This is a genomic window from Flavobacterium sp. FG68, from assembly GCF_057808895.1.
Genome location: NZ_JBMDIY010000003.1, coordinates 191279 through 211805 on the forward strand (window position 1 = coordinate 191279; position 20527 = coordinate 211805).

The window sequence follows — 20527 nt, forward strand, 5'->3', positions numbered from 1 at the left end:
TTTAACGTTTTTATTTTGCTACATTTTGAGTTATAGTTCCGTTTCCTGGATTTTTTACAGCTCCTTGAGGAAATGGCATTGTCCATAAATGAGAATCTGATGCTAATGAATAATTTATTCCATCGGCAGTTTTTGACAAACTCAATTTATAAGTGCCTTCAGCATTTAGACGACGTGCATCTGCAAAAGGAATAATTGTCAGGATAAGTTCGTTATACTTCGTTTTGAAAATAGCGTTTAGAGCAGCTGTCTTATCTGTAGTTACAATATCCTGATAAGCGGATGGTTCAATACGTGTTTTACGCACTGTATTTAAAACGTCCAACGCATCACTGATTTGTCCTGCACGTGCCAGACATTCTGCTTTAATCAAATAGACTTCTACAGTTGTGATTCCGCCGTAATTAAACATTCCGGACAAGGTTCTTCTGTAATAGGTATCTGCACCAACTGTTCTCAATTTCCAACGGGATTTAAAGCGAACGTCTCCAACTTCAAAACGTTGTGCGCGTTCTACCGGAATACTATATTCTGTAGATAAATAGGTTCTTTCTCCATGACGGAATGTGTAATTCTCTACATAATCAAATCCCATTGGAGATGGCGTCGCAGTATAAGAATTAGGAATATCGATAATCGCTTTATTAGCATTATAATAGGCAACCCAATCGTATAGTTTATTGTTTTCAGCCAGAGCCAAATCAGCGTATTTCAAAGCTTCTGTATAATTATTCATTTGCAAATAAACGCGGGAATAAAATGCATAACCTGCTCCTAAATTAGGGTGCAAAGCTGTTTGAGAAACTTTTGGCAAATAGGGCAACGCTTCTTTTACATCGGTCAAAATAAAATCGTACAATTCCTGAATCGTTACTTGTTTACTGGGCGCATTAATATCGGCACTTGTAATTAAAGGCACTGATAATTTTGTTCCCGCAGTTGATGCTACATAAGTATCTGCATAAAAATTAACCAGATTATAATATGACATTGCACGCAAAATTTTTGCTTCTGCCCAAACTACTCTTTTTTGATCTTCTGTTGCTTCTGTTGTTGTTAAAGCATTTGCGATGATCAAGTTAAAGGTAGAAATACCAGCATATTGTCCATAATATTGTCTTTCGTCTGCCTGATTTAACTGGATACGATCTGCGGTTTCATCCCACATATAGTTGGCTTTCGTCAAACGCTGCGCTGCCAGAGTTGCTATATCTATAAACTTATCGTTAATCAAGGTCGAAGCTTGTGCAATATCTACACTTTGGTTTGTGTATTCATCACGTATAAAAGCTTCGTAATCTGCCAATGTTGTTGGAATTTTAGATCCTTTTGGCGCATCATCCAAATAATTATCACAAGATGATAAAACCAATCCTAGTGCTAAAATGCAAAGTATATTTTTATATATATTTTTCATAGTGTAGTTTTTTAAAATTAGAAGTTAATGTTTACACCAAAAACTAAACTTGGAGATTGAAACCCATTTAAAAGATATTTAGCATCTCTACTTTTAGCGAAAGTATAGACATTCTCTGCATTCAGATTGAAGCGGACATCTTGTAATTTTACTCTTTTTATAATAGACGAAGGCAAATTATAGGCAAGAGAAATATTGCTTAATCTGATATTTGAGGCATCAAGAATATTAATATCTGCATAACGATAAATATCACGGGAATCCGAAGTAAAGTCAGCTTCGTACTCGTACACCGCGCGAGGTATATTGGTAAAAGCTTCATCACCTGGTTTTTGCCAGCGGTTTTCTATATTTTTGTTTACCGTTGTAATATCTGTTACATAACTACCTAATGGTCCTGAATAATTGTTCTCTAACATTGGTAAAAATGTATTTCTAATTTTATGCCCTAGCTCGTAGATAAACAATGCCGAAAGTGAGAAATTCTTGTAGTTTACAGCCGTATGAAATGATCCGCTGTGTGTAGGAACAGTTGAACCATAGTCATGAATTGCATTTAAATCTGCCGGATTGTAAATTACTTTTTCGCCATTTGCATTATAAACCTGAGGCAAACCTTTGTCACTTAAACCTGCCCATTTGTAACCGTAAATTGTATTGTAATCATTACCAACTTTAGGATACGCATATGGGACATCTAACTGCAGGTAATATACAGGAGCTTCTACTTTTACATAATCGACTTTGTTTTTATTATAAGCATATAAAACTGAGGCGTCCCAAGAGAAAGATGGTGTTTTTACGATTGTTCCTCTTAAAGTGGTTTCAACACCTTTGTTGGTCATTTCTCCATTGTTTATTTTATAGGTCGAATAACCAAATCCTTCTGTTGGGATTCCGTTACTGTTTGCTAATAAATCTTGTCCTTTTTTGTTGTAAACATCAAAAGTTCCGCTTAATCTATTTTTGAAGAATGAAAAATCGACACCAATATTAGTTGTTGTTGTTTTTTCCCAAGACAATTCCGGATTTGGCCTTTGGTTAACATATCCCTGATTTCCGCCTACATTTGGATTAGCATAATAAGAAGCTGTTAAATAAGGTGCAGCATCTTTGGCAACATTTCCTCCAATACCATATGAAGCACGAAGTTTAAGTAAGTTTATCCAATCGACTGCAAAGAATGATTCTTTATCAATATTCCACGCTGCTCCTGTAGACCACGTTGGTTTATTTTGATATTTATTATTTGTTCCCCAAAGGTTAGAACGATCCCAACGCAAACTTCCGGTTAATGAATATTTTTTATCATAAGTATAACCTCCTGTTGTATAAAAAGAGACGTAACGGTTTACCAATTCACGATCTGCAGCGAAATCATTTATTCCCATAGAGCCTCCAAAAACAGATCCGTAAACTTTTAGCAAATTTGCCTGATTAATTGGTGCGTACGATAAAGTTTGTTCATCCCAGCCGTAACGTGTTTTATCTCCGTATTCTATTTTTGAGTGGCGAATTTCCATACCTGCAATTGCGGTAACATCGTGCACATTATTAAAAATCTGATCAAAATTCAATTGCTGACGGAAGTTGTAAGCATTAGAAAATTGATTTATTTCTTTTAAAATATCACCATAAGGCAAATTATAAACGGCTTTGTTATTACTATCAATAGTTACTAAACCATTTACTTCACTTCTAACATTATAAGATTCTTTTTCTCTTAATAAGCTGCCGCGATCAAACCCATATTCGTACTGAAACATTGCATTGTAGATAAGTGCTTTATTGAATTTTACATTAAACTTTGCAAAAGTTCTGTTCAGGAAGTTTTTAGTCTCATTTATATTTCGCCCTAATTCATCCATTGGCGTAATATCCATATTGTAAAGACCGTAAGTCTTCATAGATTGAAGCGTAAAATTATTGTATCGTGATGCTGCTGTAGAAGTAAAATTAGATCCGTCGTCATTTATTAATTGGTTGTACATCTGAGTTTTATAATCTTTCTGAGTAAGAGGATTATAAGTTTGTGTATTGCTTTCGCCATAATTGATATAAGTTCCTAAATCTAAAGTCAACCAGCTTGTAATTTCAGTCGAGTTTTTCAGATTCAAGCCAACAAATTGATTATCAGAATATTTATCTTCAAATTTGTTTCCTTTATAAGTCAACGAAGCATTAAATGTATTTGATTCTGTTGCTTTGCCTAAACTTATGTTATGCTGGATAAAATATTGATCTCGTTTTGCATATTTTGCAACATCATCATAATATTTATAATCTTGAGAACCCAATTGAGCTAAACGATTATTCATATCTGTTTGCGAAATATTTCCGGTATAACCATTTAACAGCGTTTGCATTCCCTGACTTGTAAATGCGGCATTGTTTAATAAAGATTGTGCATAAGTACTTGCATTTGCACCTTTTAAATTTGGGTTTGCATCTGCCCAGCCTTTTTCCAAGCCTATAATATCACCTGCATCAGTAAGGTTTCCGGTGTAATTTCTATACGGAGTTACGGTTAAATTGCTTGAAAATGAAATATTAGTTTTTCCAGCTTTGGCTTTTTTAGTAGTAATTACAACAACTCCATTTGCTGCACGTGCACCGTAAATAGACGAAGCTGCCGCATCTTTTAAAACTGTAATAGTTTCGATATCTTCTAAATTCAGATTCGGAAGATTTTCTTCTATACCAAAATATTGATTATATTTTGTGTTTTCTATCGGAAAACCGTCAATTACATACAATGGAGTTGTTAAACCATTCATAGAAGTTGTTCCACGAATTTTGCCATCCTGATATCCAACGATACGTCCTTCTAAAATTTTGTTTAAACTGCTCAAACGCTGTTCTTGAAAATCCTTTGCCTTTAAACTAGAAAAAGATCCAGTCGCTTGTTCAGATGAGATGTTTTGATAACCTGTGGTTAATACTATTTCGCCTAACTGCTGTGTTTCCTCTTTAAGAACAACATTAATAACGCTTCTTCCGGCAACTTTAATTTCCTGTCTCTCAAATCCCAGATAAGCAAAAGCTAATGTAGTTTCGCTGCTAACAGTAATAATTTGATATTCACCGTTAAAGTCAGTCTGAACGCCTCTTCCTGAACCATTGTCAGAAATTGCAGCACCTACTAAAGGGTTTCCTTTTTCATCTGTAACTTTACCTTTTACAATAAAGTCTGCTGCTGCTTTTTGCAGTACAGCAGGTTTTTGTGCCGGAGCTTTTTTAGGTGTTAAAATAATATGAGATCCTGAGATTTTAAAATCAGTTCCTGTATTATTAAAAATCGTATTTAAAATCGTTTCCATAGATACATCATTGAGTCTGATGTCTATTTTTCGATCTAAATCAACCGATCTTACATTATAAACAAATCTATAATCAGTGGTATATTCAATTTTTTCAATTATTTTTCCAACGGTCATGTAGCTGGCATTAAATGACAATTTTGCTTTTTGCGAGTAGCTTACTCCCGCTTGCATCACTGTCAAAGTGGTCAATAAAAATAATGTGGTCAATTTCATCTTCAAATCAAATTTCAAAAAAGGCTTGTCGAACCTGATTTTGTTCAATACTTTTTTCATACTTTTAAATGTTTTTAATTGTGATTGGTTAGTTTGCCGATCGCATTTTATTCTACCGGGAAATGTTGGCGCATTTTCCGGTTTTTTTCTAAATAGCGATCCTTTTTTCTAAAGGTTTTGTTACATAGGCATTTTTTTATTTTAGATTTCTGGTTTTAGATTATTGCTTTTTAATTTTTCTACTTAATTGTAATTTGATCTTCATTTATCTTGTAATCAATGGCATAACTGTCGCTGAAATATTTTAAAACTACTTCGATAGGTTCATTGTCAAAACGGGCATTGAAAACTTCTTTTCCAAGTGCTTTATTTTTATTGATAAAAGTGACATTGTAATGACGTTCCAGCTTTTTAATAATCGATTCAAAAGATGCATTTTTAAACACTAAACTTCCTTTTATCCAAGCTGTATAATAATCTGTATTTACAACTTCTGTCACAATTTTTTGTTGCCCTCGTAAATTTGAACCCTTTATCCCCGGAGTCAAATACACTTGATTTTCGGTTGTTTTTTTATCCTTATAAAGCGATACTTTTCCTTCTACTAAAACAACATCTGTATTTAAGTCTTCTGTATACGAATTCACATTAAACTTAGTTCCCAAAACCTCAATACCTACTTCCTGTGTATTTACAGTAAAAGGATGCACTTTGTCTTTTGATACTTCAAAATAAGCTTCACCGGTCAAATATACCTGCCGGCTTTGATTTTTCAGAAACTGAACCGGATATCGCAATGAAGTTCCGGCGTTCAAATGAACTATTGTTCCGTCTGATAACTGAACTTCGAATTTTTTTCCATATGGAATTTTCAACGTATTGTAAACCAATTTCCCATTTGAGTAAGTATTGGAATAGACCAATCTGTTTTTCTCTTGTTTTCCAATAATATTGCCTTCTTTATCCGTTACATTTCGTGTTTCAGAAGTATCAATTGTTTCTGCCGATTCGTTACCTAATTGAAGTACAATTTCATCTTGTCTTGGCACGACAACATTTTCCTTAGTCTGAAATAAATTTGAATTTTTATAGAAATAAAAACTTCCAAAAGCGACAATTAAAATAGCTGCATATTTATAATACGATGAAAATTTTCTTTTCTGAAAAACATTATTTTCTTTTTTAATCCTTTCTGAAATTTGTTTTCTGACTTCGGTTGAATCAAAACTATTCATATCGGACTCTATGGCATAATTTGTTTTCACAAAATCATTAAAAACAATTTGGTTCTTTTCTTCTTTTAGCCATTCTGTTAATTTTTCTATTTCGTCCTGACTAGCTTGATTTGTTATGAATTTCACGATTAGTCGGTCTGACTTTTTCACTGTCATTTTACTTGTTTTTAATATTATTACGAAGCAAAAAAACAAAACCCTAACAATTTGATAAAGTTTTTTTCATTTTGATGATTTTTTTATTTTACACAAGTCTTTTCTTCAAAAAAACTACACTAATTTGATAGAAATAGAATAGTAAACATTTTTATCTTTGCATTTTTTTGCACTTTTTATTTGTAATAATTTTCAAATAGAAATTGAAAAAAAGACCAAATTTGCCCCAATACATCTGTAATTTTAGTCTTAAAAACTATTAATTTATATATTTGATTATATGAAAAGTGATGATTATAACGATAACGCAACACTAATTGAGTCTCTTAGCAAAGGAGATGAAACCGCTTACACCTATCTTATCGATACGTATCATCATAAACTTTGTGTATATGCCAATAGTTTGGTAAAAAATATTTACAGTGCCGAAGATATCGTGCAGAATGTTTTTATTAAAGTTTGGGAGCAGCGCACAAGATTAAAACCGGATCATGCCTTAAAAAGTTTCCTTTACAAATTAGTCTATAACGAATTCATTGATTTGTATCGAAAAAACCAATCTTTGTTCTCTCTTGAAAAATCGTATTATGACGCTTTAAATTCTGTAATTCAGGAAGATGATTCAGAATCCTTTCAGCGTGTGCTGAATGTGGTAAATCAGGAAATTCAAAACCTGCCTCCAAAATGCAAAGAGGTTTTTATTTTAAGTAAAAAAGAAGGTTTAACCAATATCGAAATTGCAGAACATCTCGATGTATCGATAAAAACGGTTGAAGCACAAATTACCAAAGCTTTTTCGATTTTGCGTTCGTCATTAGAAGAAAAAGTAAGAAGTGTTTTATTTTTACTTTTGGGTAAAAAAATTCCAGATTAAATTAAATTTTAAATCGTATTTTTGAGTGCACTTACTGATGCCTGTTCTTAGAGAAGTTTGTAAAAGTCCGTGTTTATTGAGGCTCGAAATAAAGGTCGGATAACCTCTTTCTCCGTCATGAAGGCTGTTGAATATTTTTTTTATGACACTTCTCTTATTTTATTAAATTTCGTCTACGTTTTCTCTACGTTTGCATTTATAAAGCCAAGCTTTTCCATCCATCTGTAGCACAAAACGTTTTGACCTTTCTTTAAGCCTTAAATACGAACTTAGCGTTTACAAAGCCATAATTGCCCGACTGGATCACCTTCACCTGAAGCCATTCGCCGTCAACGGCAATCACTTTCACGAGATCATCCTTGTGAAGCACTTCATATTTCGTGCCGGGACCCTCCCTAAGATTTAGAATTTCAGAATCTACCCCCAGCATATCTTCAGAACGGTATGCAACTGCCGTTTTTTTTTACCGGCGGAAACGTTCTTTGATTTGGATCTGTCTGACGCCTCTGAATCAAAAGTAGCCGGCGCACTGCTTTTCGATGAATATGCATACCTGCTTTTAGAAACTTTTCGCGGCGCTACGTATCTTACAGGCTGCGTATACGAAGCGCATACCCCCGCAGCTTCCACCGCTGGAACAATGTGCACACCTGCTGCAGTTGGAACACGCGCTGCAGTACGCACTGCCTGTGCATCTTCCCTCCTCTTTTGGTTTTGAATCGCAGCAGCTTGCCACGAGCTTACCGTTCTGCGCTTCAACACCAAATGCCATAAAAAAGAACGGCATGAGATAAAATAGTATTTTTGTCATCGCTAAGTAGTTATGTTTTAGGCAAACATAAAGAAAGCTTCTAGCTAAAGCTTACGGTTTTCCGTAATTAACTGATACTTCTGAATTAAGACAATTGGGCCTTTACAAGATCTCTAATAAAAAGGACTGCTCCCAATAAGCTCGTCCATAAAAAAACGCTTGATCCAACCATCTCCCTCTTCACCGGTCAAAACAACACTAAAAACATAGTATACTATGTTTTTATTGCATCAGTATAAAGAGATGAATGTTTGGCAAAGCTCAAAGACTCGTCCCTGTGTTTAGGTTCGAAACTTTATAAGTGATCTGTTTTTTTTAAGCTAAATTAAGCACTACCATTTTTTTCATAATTAAATTTTGAAAAAGTACAAGTGATGCTTTGCGATAAATTCCAGAAGGAAATATAATAGTTGCTTTACGAGTAATATCCTTGCTGTCAATTGGGACTGCAACAAGTTCAGAAAAATCAAATAAGGAAGTATTCATTAATATAGTACACCACTTTTTTGTATTAACCAGTTCAAGCAAACTATGAATATCATTGATCTCTATTTTTGCTTGTAATTGTATATTATTTTTTAGGAGTGTTTCGTCCAGAAAATTTCGGATGCTGTAACTTTGCGATGGAAGCACTAAAGGCAATTCTGCTATTTTTTTATATGTAATTTTTTTAAGCTTACTCCACGGATGCGATTTATGAAGAATCAATGAAAGATTCGCAGAAAAAAGAGGTATGGCATCAAACTGATTATCCTGGGGGGAAGGCATAAACGAAAGCATACAATCAATTTCGTACGAACGTATTTTCTGCATTAAATCTGACGTAGAACCCAATACAATCTGAATCTGAATGTCTGGAAATTCCTCATTAAATTCCATCACCGATTGGAGCAGTAAATTTACAAGGCCATACGTGGATCCAATAATTATTTTTCCAGTTTTCAGATTATTTAAATCTATTAAAACCTGTTTACCTTCTTCAGCCTGACGAATCGTTTTTCGCGCGTATTCCAGCATTATTTCTCCTGATTCCGTTAGTTTAACCCGCCTTCCTATTCTATCGAAAAGAAATACATTTAGTGACGTTTCTAACTCTTTTATTTGATGCGATAATGTACTTTGAGTAATAAACAATTCATCTGCTGCTTGAGTAAAATTTAAAAGTTCTGCCGCGCGGACAAAGTATTTTAATTGACGAAGTTCCATCTTATCTAATTTTTTGTAAAAATACAATTCTAAATCGAAAATTTCGATCGTTTAAATCTAAATATATCATTTTCACGATTGGTTTACATTATCGAACTTTGACATAAGTTAATTTAAAAAATAGAAAAGATGGAAATCGTACAAACACCCGAAAATGCATTATCAGCATCAATTGTTTCAGCAATAATGAATGCTCCTATTGAAAAGATCAATATAGCCGACTGGCTGCTTAATCTCCCCGATGCTGAATACCAACGCTGCTCTGTTAACCACATTGCTGCCGGAATAACCTCTAATTTTGAAGGCATTCCTATGTCTATCAATGTAGAATATGTAGGCACAGCGCTTGTGGTACAGCATTATATTTTTGATGAATATCGCGCTGATTATTGCCGAATGCTTTCAATTTCTGATACTATTACTGCAGGCGGAAGATCTAAGGTTCAGGTTCTTTGGGAATTAAAAGCAGATAAAATAGATGATAAAACATCCAAATTTACCAATACCATTCATGCCACTGCCACTCCTGAATTTTTAGATTTCATCAAAGAACAGGGAATTTCTTTAGCCGAAGCTGCAAAAGCAAGACAGGATGCTTCTGATGCTCATAACCATGAAGAAACACCGCTGTTTGCAAAAAGTATTGAGAACAAAGCGCTATTGGGAAAATATAATCTACCTTTTTAAAAAATTAGATTATGAAAGCTATTACAATCACAAAATTTGGAGGTGCTGAAGTTTTGCAGCTAACTGAAGTTCCTGATTTAATTCCTTCTAAAAATGAAGTATTAATTCAGGTAAAAGCATCTGGTATTAACAGAAGTGATATTCTCCAACGCCAGGGAAAATATGCTGCTCCAGGTAGTACTTCTAATGAAATTCCTGGTCTTGAAGTATCTGGCATTATTAAAGCATGTGGCCCAGAAGTGACGCACTGGAAAATAGGAGATCATGTTTGTGCCCTTCTTGCCGGGGGCGGCTATGCTGAATATGTTGTTGTTAAAGAAGGTCAGTGCCTGCCTATTCCTAAGGGTTTAAATTTTGTAGAAGCCGCAAGTTTGCCTGAAACGGTATTTACAGTTTGGTCTAATATTTTTGAGAGAGGAAATCTTAGACCTCATGAATCTCTATTGGTTCACGGAGGCAGCAGCGGTATCGGAATTACGGCTATTCAAATTGCTCATGCTCTGGGCTCAAAAGTTTTTACTACAGTTGGATCAGAGGAAAAAGCGAAGTATTGCGATGCATTAGGAGCTGATCTTTCTATTAATTATAAAACAGAGAATTTCGAAGAAATTTTAAAAAGCAAAGGTGTCGATGTCATTCTGGATATGATAGCGGGACCTTATTTTCAAAAAAATCTCAATATCTTAAATGAAGATGGAAGACTTATTCATATTAATGCGGAGAATGGAAAAGATGTAAAACTTGATATTTGGCATTTAATGGTAAAAAGAATCACAATCTCTGGAAGTACATTACGCGCAAGAGATTATGAGTACAAAAAACGATTAACAAAAGAAGTATTTCAAAACATCTGGCCATTAATCGAAAATGGAAAATTCAAACCCGTTATTTACAAAACATTTTCGTACCAGAATCCTATAAGCGCTCATCAATGCATGGAAGAAGGCAGCCATATTGGTAAAATTATACTGCATTGGGATTCCTAAAAATTATTGCAAGCCCTGAAGTAAATTACTTAAAAACGCTTCTTTCTCAAATTAAAATTCGAGAGATTATTTTTTTAATTGAATCACGCCCTGCAGAATAAATGAATGTAAGGGCGTTATTTTTATTTTTACAAAAGCTTTAAATGAAGCAATTTTATTATTGTGGCACACTAGTATTTCCAAAATTACAAATACAGCAAAATCTACCAATCCCTAAATATGGTTCGAATTTGCAGCTCTGCTTCTAAAGAATCAATTAAAAAACTAATACAGCAGTTTTCCAAAAAGATTAAACTTCTATTATATTTTTGGTAATTTTAATAAATGAAATTCGTAATTATTTTTACCGATGTCCGGTTCCTTTAAAACAAATCAAAATTGGTTGCCTGGTATGTTCAAAAAAAGTATATAAAATAACACCATACGATACATCTATGCATCATATGGTGCTTCTTAAAAATTAAATCATCTTAGATTACCTGAAATACTATTTGCAGGCTTCTGCCATAAGCATCTGCATTTCTTCTAATAAACCTGCAATAAGTGTGTCGCTGGTATTTGTGAGACAAAGATTACCGTTGGTACTAATCGCCCCAATGGTCTGCTCCAAGCCCTTTCCTGAACGAACCATTGGGCCATATACAGATTTAAGTTTGAGCTTTCCAAAATCAGTTTTATATTTCACCTTTACCAGATTAGTAACCATTATTTGGTGATTGAATGCTTCTTTTAATATATCTACCATTTTTTGGATATCTGCACTGTTGAAAGTCAGCGTTCTGAAAAAACCAAGATAATTCTCTACATGTTCTTTTGTTTCTGTTCCATTTAGACCTGATTTTGCCAATCTGGCTATATCCCAGAAAGATTGCTTTTCTTCTGGCTCAAAATAAACGGGATGAGTCGTAATATTCAACCCGCAGTTGTCATCTAGTTGAAGCGCTTTTCGTGTGCAGATAGGAGAAATTAATTCAATTTTTTTGTCATCCCACTCTTGGCGAAGTTTTCTTCCTGCAATAACCACAGCAGCGCAAATTGCACCATGCACCGTTGTTTGCTCCAGTCTTGATCTTTCTATAAGCTGTGATGTATGCTCGCTTGAAAACTTAATACTTTCAACTTTAGGAGAAACAGCAGCAGGTTTTTTAAATACATATTCTGAAGTTTCGTTATCTTCAACAGCAATATCCTTAGGAAGTCCAAGTGTTTCATCGTTAGATTTTTGCGGTGCTAATACCTGCGGAATCTGGCCTGTAACTGCCTCCAGTAAGTCCCTGAATAAATACATAAGTGAAGATCCATCGGCCAATGTATGATTGGCTGCTAAAATCAATACAGTATCTTCAGGTTTTTGTAATACAATCACTCTAAAAAGTGGTCCTTCTTCAGTATTAAATCGTACTTCTAATTCCTTTTCGACTGCTTGCTCCCATTTAAAACCGTTATCGATTTCTATGACCTTCAGTGGAATGACTAAGGAGTCAACATGTTCGATAAAAGGTCTTTTAAATCCATCCATTCTAATTCTTGCTGAAAGATTGGGATGTCTCTTCTGAACCTGATTAACGGCCAGTCTCCATGCATCAGCCGATTCTCTTCCTTCTACTTCTGCTGCCAAAGCAAAGTCCTTAGAATCAATCTGATCCAACAGCCAGAACGTTTTTTCAAATGCACCCAATGTGCGGTTTTCATGTTTTGTCATTTCTAATAGTTTTTAATTTTTACTGATTCTTAGAGAATGATTCTATATCTCGTGTGATTAATAATAATCAACATGACCGTTTTCATTCTCCGCAGCAAAATTCAGTAAAGACCGATTCTCTAAAAATGGATATAGTGCAGTTATTATTGTAGATTTTTCCCTTAATTAGATTTGGTGTGACAGAGGACAAAATCAGGCATCATACGTAAAGTGCAGAGCATTAGGAATTGTCAAACTACCAGCTCGGGATATTTGTAATTATTTATAATGATAGAGGAATTGCAAATGCTGTGGTATGTAATAATTGTACAAATAGACAGCACAGAAAATTTATGTATTAATAGAAGTATAGGAAAAGAGAAACGGAAATTTGTAGAGGAATTGGAAATCGAAAAAACGAATAAAAGAGTATAAATTTTAGCTGAACAAAATTAATTAAGAGATTCTTAATTTTATTCCGTATCGGCTGCTCCGGGAAATTTTTTAATGATCAAAGATTTCAGTCTCTCTTGATTCTGATCACCCCATTGGCCTAAAGCACCTATAACTGGAATTAAGCTCTCGCCAAATTTAGTGAGACTGTATTCTACTTTTGGCGGCACTACAGGATATATTTTCCTAACAACGAGCTCATGTTCTTCCAATTCGTTCAACTGGATGTTCAGGACCCTGCGTGAAGCATCTGGTATTTTACGCTGCAATTCACTTGGTCTCTTATGGCCTTCGTTAATAAACCAAAGCAAACGTATCTTCCATTTACCATATAATACTTCCCCTATCAGGTCAAGTCCGCAGTTTAAGTTTGGTATTGTTTTTCTTTCATACATATTGTAAAAGTACTAGTATGTTACGATTTGTGCAATAGGGGAAAAATTCATCCCTATATGAATCGTAATTCCGTACTTGTGAGAAAGTTGCATACTTCTGAAATTTGTACAAAAGAAATTATCATGAAACAAATAGTAGATTATCAAAACGAGTTATCAGGCAAAATTGCGCTTGTGACAGGAGGGGCAAAAGGAGCTGGCAGAGCGATAGCCGAACGTTTAAAAAATGCCGGTGCCACGGTAGTTATCAGCGCAAGAAACCAACCTGAAACACCAGATAAAGAGCTGCATTTCATTTCTGCAGATTTAAGCAAACCGGAAGCTGCTACTAAAGTTGCTTCTGAAGTATTGGAGAGATTCGGTAAGTTAGATATCCTTGTAAACAATCTGGGAGGTTCTGAAACTCCTGGCGGAGGATTTGCTGCATTAACCAATACAGATTGGGAAGAAACAATACAAGCCAACTTACTGGCACCAGTTCGTCTGGATAAGGCAGTTCTTCCACAAATGCTTGAAGGTAAAAGCGGGGTAATCATCCACATAGCATCTATTCAGGGAAAACTTCCTTTGTATGATTCCACGCTGCCGTATGCTGCCGCAAAAGCCGGACTTATTAATTACAGTAAAGGATTATCGAAAGAAGTATCTCCAAAAGGTGTACGTGTATTGACCGTTTCTCCAGGATGGATTATGAATGAAGCATCAAGACGCATGATGGAGCGTATTTCTGAAAGCAGTAATATATCTATAGAAGAGGCTGAAAAAAGCGTGATGACAGCTTTGGGAGGTATACCTTACGGAAGACCAGCCAAACCGGAAGAAGTCGCAGAACTCGTTGGATTTTTGGTGTCACCCAGAGCAGGTTACCTGACAGGAACAGAATATGTAATCGATGGCGGAACAATTCCAACGATTTGATTTTTAATATAGGTAATAGTTACCTTGAAAGAAGAGGTCTATATGTCCAATAAAATAATAGTAAATAAGTAAATAAAATAAATAAGCATTAGTAACCATAAAATAGATACATTATGAACTTACCAGAAGTAATACAAGACTTAGTAAAAGCGCAAAACAATTTTGACAGTTCGGCTTTTGCCGATTGCTTTTCAGAAACTGCAATCGTATTTGACGAGGGAAAAAATTATACCAGCAAAACAGAAATAAAAAACTGGATAGAAAAAAGCTCAAAGGAATACAATACGGCAATGAAACCGCTTGAATTTGAAGGAGATGCTGAAAAAGGAAATTTAAAAGCAGAAGTATCCGGAACTTTTCCAGGGAGTCCCGTGATTCTTACCTATACTTTAACGTTTAAAGGAAAGCATATAGAATCGTTGAAAATTAATTAAAGTTACGGAACCAGACCTTAAATTATGATTATTCTGTTAGGATAATTACATACAAGTGAATAATTGACCATTTTAATTTTCCTTATTGTTTTATAAAGTTTCGAACCTAAATCTTTGAGTCTTGATTCTGGTAGATTTTATATTCATCCTACCCCTATGTTTTTGCAGCATGTTTATGATTAAGGAATGAGTGTTGACGAAATTCCTAAATGAACATCTTTGTGCTTTGCCCCCCACTCATCCAATTGCAGGCAGATAGGAATCAGAGCACTGCTCACAGGAGTAAGTTCATATTCAACCCGCGGAGGCACTTCATGATACACGGTGCGTATTACCAATCCATCACGTTCCAGCTCGCGAAGCTGTAATGTCAGCATCCTTTCGGTAATGTTCGGGATGATCCTTTTAAGCTCCCCAAAACGTTTTTTACCGTTACTTAACCGTATTAAAATTGGCAGTTTCCACCTTCCGCCCATTAGTTGTACGGCGTAGGTGAGATTACAATCTGAAAGAAAATTTCGATTGATGTTATTTGTGGTATTTTCTTTTCTATTTGTCATTACTTACAAAATTGTATGTACATACAATAGGTTGTGTACACTACAAAATTATAGTGTTCTTGTTAATTTTACAATCAATATAATAGAAATAAATGAAAACAGAAAAAATAAAAGTTGGTATAATAGGGCTTAACCCCGACAGCCAGTGGGCATCAAAGTCACACCTTCCTGCATTAAGGTATCTATCTGATACCTTTGAGGTTATCGGAGTAGCCAATTCTACTCATGAAAGCGCTTTAAAAGCTGCGGATGTACTAGAAATACCAATCGCTTATGAAAACCCAGATGCCTTAATTGCATCAGCCGAAATAGAGCTGGTTGTTATTACTGTAAAAGTCCCTTACCATTATGATCTTGTAAAGGCTGCACTTGAAGCAGGCAAACATGTGTACTGCGAACACCCCTTGGGTAACGGACTTACTGAAACGAAGCAGTTGGCAGCTATTGCGGCACGGAAAAATGTAGTTGCAGCAGTAGGGACGCAAATGGTTGTATCACCGGAATTGATTTATCTGGTGCACCTTATTAAAGACGGCTATGTAGGGAAGGTTTTATCCACTATACTGCTAGGCTCGGGAGGTCCTTGGTCAGATGAAGCAATTTCGGCTAACTATTATCTATACGATAAAACAAACGGCGCTACAATGCTGACCATTCCCTTGGGGCACACATTGGCCGGTTTAACTAAAGTTTTGGGCGGTTTTGATACTTTGACAGCAAAAATGATAAACAATTACACAACAGTAAAAATTACTGATATTGGTGAAATAAAACCTAAGACCTCTGAAGACCAGATTATGGTAATAGGCCAATTGAAAAGTGGAGCTGCAATTTCTATTCATTACCGCGGCGGCGTTTCAAGTGGCACTAACCTTTTGTGGGAGATTAATGGAACACTAGGAGATATACAGGTAACAGGGCCGCTTGGACATGGTCAGTTTGTCCCGTTGACAATTCGGGGAGCCCAAGGAGGAAACACAGAATTACGAACCCTGCCGATTCCAAATGAAATGCACGAGGGTCTGCCTGATAATCCGGTAATTAGAAATGTAGCGGAGATTTACAAAAGAGTAGCTGCTGATATAAGAAATAAAACCAAAACAGCACCTACTTTTGACGACGCAGTTGTACTAGCACATCTACTCAATGATATCGAGCAGTCCTCAAAAAGTTATGGTAATAAGGTTAAATCTTAATTTACTACAAAAAATATTTATTAACAATCTAACTCTTAAGCTGTAAGTGTTTTTTTGAATGTCTGGGATTTTAATCCGATAAGTACTTTTATTTCCCTATACGGATCGTACTTCGGTACTTGCTTATAAAGGGGTTATATATTAAAATTTTACTTCATTGATTTATTAAAAGTTACAAATTTAATAGGAGTTGTTTTTGTCATAATGAGACTTTTTTTGATATAGGGAAAAATGTACAATGCACTCTTCCAAATATCCATTTTCAAGCCTTACTGTTTGCCCCATCTTTGTACTGTAAATAATTAATAATAGTAACTAATTAAAAATAAACAAAATGAAAACACTTATTTCAACATTAAGCCTTTTATGTATCTTTACTTTTAGCAACACAGTATCCGCTCAATCAAAACGAGTTCCTGCATCAGCCGGAAGATTAGAATTTATTGAAGTTGAACCAAATGTAAAACTTCATGTAACCGACCTTGGGGAGGGACAGCCTATTGTATTAATACACGGATGGCCGTTAAATGATGCAATGTATGAATATCAATATCAATATTTTGTTCAAAAAGGTTTCAGGGTAATCGGAATATCAATGAGAGGATTTGGTAAATCTGACAGACCCTATGGTAAATATGATTTTGATGTTTTCTCAGATGACATCAAAGTCGTATTAGATAAGCTTAAAATAAACAATGCCATTCTGGGTGGTTTTTCTATGGGCGGTGCAGTTGTCATACATTATATGGCAAAATACAATGGAGCACATGTAGGCAAACTGGCACTTTTTGCCGCTGCCGCACCTTCGTGGAAACAACGTGAAGGTTTTCCATATGGTGCTACTGACGAAGCTGCTGCAGGATTAATACATACAACAAGAACAAACAGACAGCAGTTGATTGAAGATTTTGGTAAAGCCTTTGGGGCGTCTGAAAATGCAATCTCACCAACTATGTCTCAATGGCTCGCGAGTATCAATTCTGATGCATCTCCTTACGCAACAACGCAGTCTATAATAGCATTACGTGATCTTGATTTACGTCCAGTCTTATCAAAAATTAATGTGCCTGTAGCAATATTTCATGGAATTAAAGATAAGCTATGTGATTTTGTATTCGCAGAACAATTGCACAAAGGTCTGAAAAACTCCTACATTGTAAAGTTTGAAAACAGCGGACACGCACTATTTATTGAGGAAATGGAAAAATTCAATACAGAACTTGAAAAGTTTGCAAAAAAATAATTTATAGTCGCAGTTCATTAAATGCTTTGTAAAAAATAAAGATTAGAAGCTAATATAAGTATCATCGCCGGTCTTTTAAAGACCGGCTTTTAAAAGAATTGATAATGAAAGAACACGTTTTTGATGTAAGCCTGAAAAAAATAGGTATGCTTAAAGTAGATAATGACAGCCTCGAAATGATCAATTCTGAAGCTTACAAAGAATATATTAAAGTACTGTACCTTTCTGCAGACTTTAAGATCAAGGTAGATTTTAAAGTATACAATACTTCAGGCAGTTCTCTTTTTTTTATAAGTCCCAATCAGGTTCTGAGCATCGAAGAGACCGGTAAGCAAGAAGGCTTCTTTATATTTTACAACAGTGATTTTTACTGCATTCAAATTCATGACGAAGAAGTTGCCTGCGATGGACTGCTGTTCAATAATATTCATAATATGCCTATGACGACTGTACCTCAGACCGAGTCCGCATTTATCGATTATTTATTTGTTCAGATGCAGGATGAATTTATTTTGAAAGATTCCTCTCAAGAAGAAATGATCCGTACTTATCTGAAACAAATCTTCATTAAGTCAACCCGACTCTGGAAACTGCAGCACCTAGACGGTGTATTGGGGCAATACCACAATGATCTCGAATGTTTCAGGCGTTTCACCCAATTGGTTGAAGCAAACTATAAACAAAAACATAGTGTAGCAGACTATGCCGATATACTTGCTATAGCACCCAAGACTCTGACCCATAAATTTAAGCGGATGAACCTGCCGCAACCCAATGAAATTATCAAAAACCGAATTATATTAGAAGCAAAAAGACTTTTAGTTCATACTGCTAAAAGTGCGAAAGAAATCGCATATGACCTTGGGTATGAAGACCCAGCATATTTTAGCCGTCTTTTTTTCATAAAAACAAGTGAAACCCCATTTGGCTTTAAGAATAAATACCTCAGCATTCAGGCTTCAGAAGAAAGTCTTTAAAAAATCAGAAAAAAATAAAATAATGACAAGTAAAAATTTTGTGTATACTTTTCTATGCTTCTTCTTAACTGCAATGTGTATTAATGCACAGCAAGTTAAAAATTCGAATATTAGCGCATTGGCTGAACGCACTGGGCCTGCGCCGGAAAGTGTTTTTAAAAAATTTCGCAATGCAGGCATGGATCCTGTTGAACATAAATTAACCGATATTGAAAGAGAGAAGTTAAACAATGCCTTTGCTATACTGCCTCCATTACATCAAAAAATTCTAAAAAAGCATCTGCACAGTATCAGTTTTATGGATAATATGCCCAATACTGCCCTTACATCACCTGTCGAAACATCTGATTCGGTAAAAATGTATAATATAACTTTCCGTGCTGAAATTCTTAACCAGACTATTTCTGAGTGGACAACCTGGAAAGAAAACAGCTGCTATGAAAAATCAACAGACAGTCAATATCAGGTTGCGATCGAAGCTGGTAATCTGGATGCCATTATCTACGTTTTACTTCATGAAGCTACACATGTCCTGGATGGCGTTCTAAATCTAACTCCTCATCTGAATGAAAAAGATGTTTGGGAAGGATCAAAAGCCTTTATACAAAATGTTTGGGATAAATACAATGAGCCTTCGGAGAACGTAATCAATCCATTACTGGAGACTGTACTCTTTACAAGTGGTAAACCAATAGCAATTTCATATGCCCCAGAGGTTTATAAAGCAATTCAAAAAACACCTTTTGTTTCGCTCTACAGTACAGCTTCTTGGTATGAAGATTTGGCCGAAGCATTAACGATTTATCATCTGACAGAGAAAATGAATCAGCCTTATAAAGTGATAGTTCTAAAAAATGGAATTCAGGAAGTCCTATATGAACCAAGCAAGAATAAACGTGTGAAAAAAAGGCAAAATCAATTACAGATTTTTTATACATAAATTAAGGCCTTAAAATTCAAACGAAATAAGATTTTAAAAATGTTTTTTACTTAAACTCATAAATAATGACGATTTAATGTGTGGCAGAATCATGGCACAGATGCATTTAGAAAAATGAAACACCAGCTAAATCAAGGTATGTCAAATACAAAAAGTAGTATAAAACTTATCAAATTAATCGTATCATTAAATATTAAAATCAGCTATATATAAGTAGAATTATCAATGATACTGCGATTATTTTCAATATAACAACTAAATAAAAGGATACTCTTGTAATAAATCATAAGTAAACCAATTGTATTTATCCCTGCCGCTTTAATAAAGACTACATTTGGTATAAATGCTTCAAATGATGAAAACTAAAGAGAATGTAAGAATTTTATGTACTGATGATGATGAAGATGACAGGGAATTTTTTGCTCAGGCTATAGCGGATCTTCATCTTAATTCTCCGGTTGTATTTTGTAAAAATGGTCCGGAGCTTCTCGCACGCCTAGGGGATAAAAATACTGATATCCCAGATATCATTTTTTTGGATCTTAACATGCCCATATTATCTGGTTTGGAAACCTTACAGAAAATCAGGGAAGACGACAGATTTAAAAATATTCCAATAATTGCCATTTATTCCACTTCTACAACAATCGATGAGGTGAGAAATACTTTTGGACTGGGAGCCAATTTGTACATTGTAAAACCGATTTCCTTTGGCGATTTAAAAAAAATAATCGTAAAAGTGATTGAAACTGACTGGAAAAAAAACTTCCAAGATGCTAAAATTGAATCTTTTATGCTTACAATTTAGCATTCAAAGGATGG

The 20527-nt window shown here is 35.0% G+C and carries 18 protein-coding genes; 10 read left to right on the forward strand and 8 right to left on the reverse strand.

Annotation, left to right across the window (positions count from 1 at the left end; all coding sequences use genetic code 11):
* Positions 1-10 precede the first annotated feature (10 nt).
* From ACODSB_RS03330 to ACODSB_RS03340, 3 genes are all read right to left on the reverse strand, one after another.
* A complete protein-coding gene (locus ACODSB_RS03330; RefSeq protein WP_488936005.1) occupies positions 11-1417 on the reverse strand; it encodes a RagB/SusD family nutrient uptake outer membrane protein in 1407 nt (468 codons plus the stop codon).
* A gap of 17 nt (positions 1418-1434) precedes the next feature.
* Positions 1435-5013 (reverse strand): SusC/RagA family TonB-linked outer membrane protein, encoded by a 3579-nt coding sequence (locus ACODSB_RS03335; RefSeq protein WP_488936006.1) that lies wholly within the window; start codon positions 5011-5013, stop codon positions 1435-1437.
* A 179-nt stretch (positions 5014-5192) separates the two neighbouring features.
* A complete protein-coding gene (locus tag ACODSB_RS03340) occupies positions 5193-6344 on the reverse strand; it encodes a FecR family protein (RefSeq protein ID WP_488936007.1) in 1152 nt (383 codons plus the stop codon).
* 280 nt (positions 6345-6624) lie between these two features.
* On the opposite strand from ACODSB_RS03340, the gene ACODSB_RS03345 reads away from it, so the two are divergent.
* A complete protein-coding gene (locus tag ACODSB_RS03345; RefSeq protein ID WP_488936008.1) occupies positions 6625-7218 on the forward strand; it encodes an RNA polymerase sigma factor in 594 nt (197 codons plus the stop codon).
* Between the two features lie 250 nt (positions 7219-7468).
* On the opposite strand, the gene ACODSB_RS03350 is transcribed toward ACODSB_RS03345, so the two are convergent.
* Both ACODSB_RS03350 and ACODSB_RS03355 read right to left on the reverse strand, forming a co-directional pair.
* Complete coding sequence (locus tag ACODSB_RS03350) at positions 7469-7648, reverse strand: SH3 domain-containing protein (RefSeq protein ID WP_488936009.1); 180 nt, start codon at positions 7646-7648, stop codon at positions 7469-7471.
* 696 nt (positions 7649-8344) lie between these two features.
* Complete coding sequence (locus ACODSB_RS03355) at positions 8345-9235, reverse strand: LysR family transcriptional regulator (RefSeq protein ID WP_488936010.1); 891 nt, start codon at positions 9233-9235, stop codon at positions 8345-8347.
* A gap of 129 nt (positions 9236-9364) precedes the next feature.
* Here ACODSB_RS03355 and ACODSB_RS03360 point away from each other — a divergent pair, with 129 nt between their 5' ends.
* Together ACODSB_RS03360 and ACODSB_RS03365 are read left to right on the forward strand one after the other, a co-directional pair.
* Positions 9365-9922: a hypothetical protein gene (locus tag ACODSB_RS03360; protein ID WP_488936011.1), complete on the forward strand. Its 558-nt coding sequence runs from the start codon at positions 9365-9367 to the stop codon at positions 9920-9922.
* 11 nt (positions 9923-9933) lie between these two features.
* Positions 9934-10908 (forward strand): NAD(P)H-quinone oxidoreductase, encoded by a 975-nt coding sequence (locus ACODSB_RS03365; protein WP_488936012.1) that lies wholly within the window; start codon positions 9934-9936, stop codon positions 10906-10908.
* 487 nt (positions 10909-11395) lie between these two features.
* Here ACODSB_RS03365 and ACODSB_RS03370 read toward each other — a convergent pair whose 3' ends face one another.
* Together ACODSB_RS03370 and ACODSB_RS03375 are read right to left on the reverse strand one after the other, a co-directional pair.
* Complete coding sequence (locus tag ACODSB_RS03370) at positions 11396-12526, reverse strand: condensation domain-containing protein (protein WP_488936013.1); 1131 nt, start codon at positions 12524-12526, stop codon at positions 11396-11398.
* A gap of 536 nt (positions 12527-13062) precedes the next feature.
* The gene (locus ACODSB_RS03375; RefSeq protein WP_057116291.1) at positions 13063-13437 is read right to left on the reverse strand and encodes a winged helix-turn-helix transcriptional regulator; all 375 of its coding nucleotides are present in this window, start codon (positions 13435-13437) and stop codon (positions 13063-13065) included.
* A 123-nt stretch (positions 13438-13560) separates the two neighbouring features.
* On the opposite strand from ACODSB_RS03375, the gene ACODSB_RS03380 reads away from it, so the two are divergent.
* Together ACODSB_RS03380 and ACODSB_RS03385 are read left to right on the forward strand one after the other, a co-directional pair.
* On the forward strand, positions 13561-14355 hold the full coding sequence (locus ACODSB_RS03380) for an SDR family oxidoreductase (RefSeq protein ID WP_488936014.1): 795 nt from the start codon (positions 13561-13563) through the stop codon (positions 14353-14355).
* A 113-nt stretch (positions 14356-14468) separates the two neighbouring features.
* Positions 14469-14789, forward strand: coding sequence for a nuclear transport factor 2 family protein (locus ACODSB_RS03385; RefSeq protein ID WP_483096365.1), 321 nt, complete (start codon positions 14469-14471; stop codon positions 14787-14789).
* A gap of 179 nt (positions 14790-14968) precedes the next feature.
* Here the strand turns inward: ACODSB_RS03385 and ACODSB_RS03390 are convergent, their stop codons facing one another.
* Complete coding sequence (locus tag ACODSB_RS03390) at positions 14969-15349, reverse strand: winged helix-turn-helix transcriptional regulator (RefSeq protein WP_281866024.1); 381 nt, start codon at positions 15347-15349, stop codon at positions 14969-14971.
* Positions 15350-15441: 92 nt separating this feature from the next.
* On the opposite strand from ACODSB_RS03390, the gene ACODSB_RS03395 reads away from it, so the two are divergent.
* From ACODSB_RS03395 to ACODSB_RS03415, 5 genes are all read left to right on the forward strand, one after another.
* A complete protein-coding gene (locus tag ACODSB_RS03395; protein ID WP_488936015.1) occupies positions 15442-16545 on the forward strand; it encodes a Gfo/Idh/MocA family protein in 1104 nt (367 codons plus the stop codon).
* A 334-nt stretch (positions 16546-16879) separates the two neighbouring features.
* A complete protein-coding gene (locus ACODSB_RS03400) occupies positions 16880-17788 on the forward strand; it encodes an alpha/beta fold hydrolase (RefSeq protein WP_488936016.1) in 909 nt (302 codons plus the stop codon).
* A gap of 104 nt (positions 17789-17892) precedes the next feature.
* Positions 17893-18765, forward strand: a complete 873-nt coding sequence (locus ACODSB_RS03405) for a helix-turn-helix domain-containing protein (RefSeq protein ID WP_488936017.1) — start codon at positions 17893-17895, stop codon at positions 18763-18765.
* A gap of 22 nt (positions 18766-18787) precedes the next feature.
* On the forward strand, positions 18788-19705 hold the full coding sequence (locus tag ACODSB_RS03410; protein ID WP_488936018.1) for a hypothetical protein: 918 nt from the start codon (positions 18788-18790) through the stop codon (positions 19703-19705).
* Positions 19706-20057: 352 nt separating this feature from the next.
* Positions 20058-20513: a response regulator gene (locus ACODSB_RS03415; RefSeq protein ID WP_488936019.1), complete on the forward strand. Its 456-nt coding sequence runs from the start codon at positions 20058-20060 to the stop codon at positions 20511-20513.
* Positions 20514-20527: the final 14 nt, after the last annotated feature.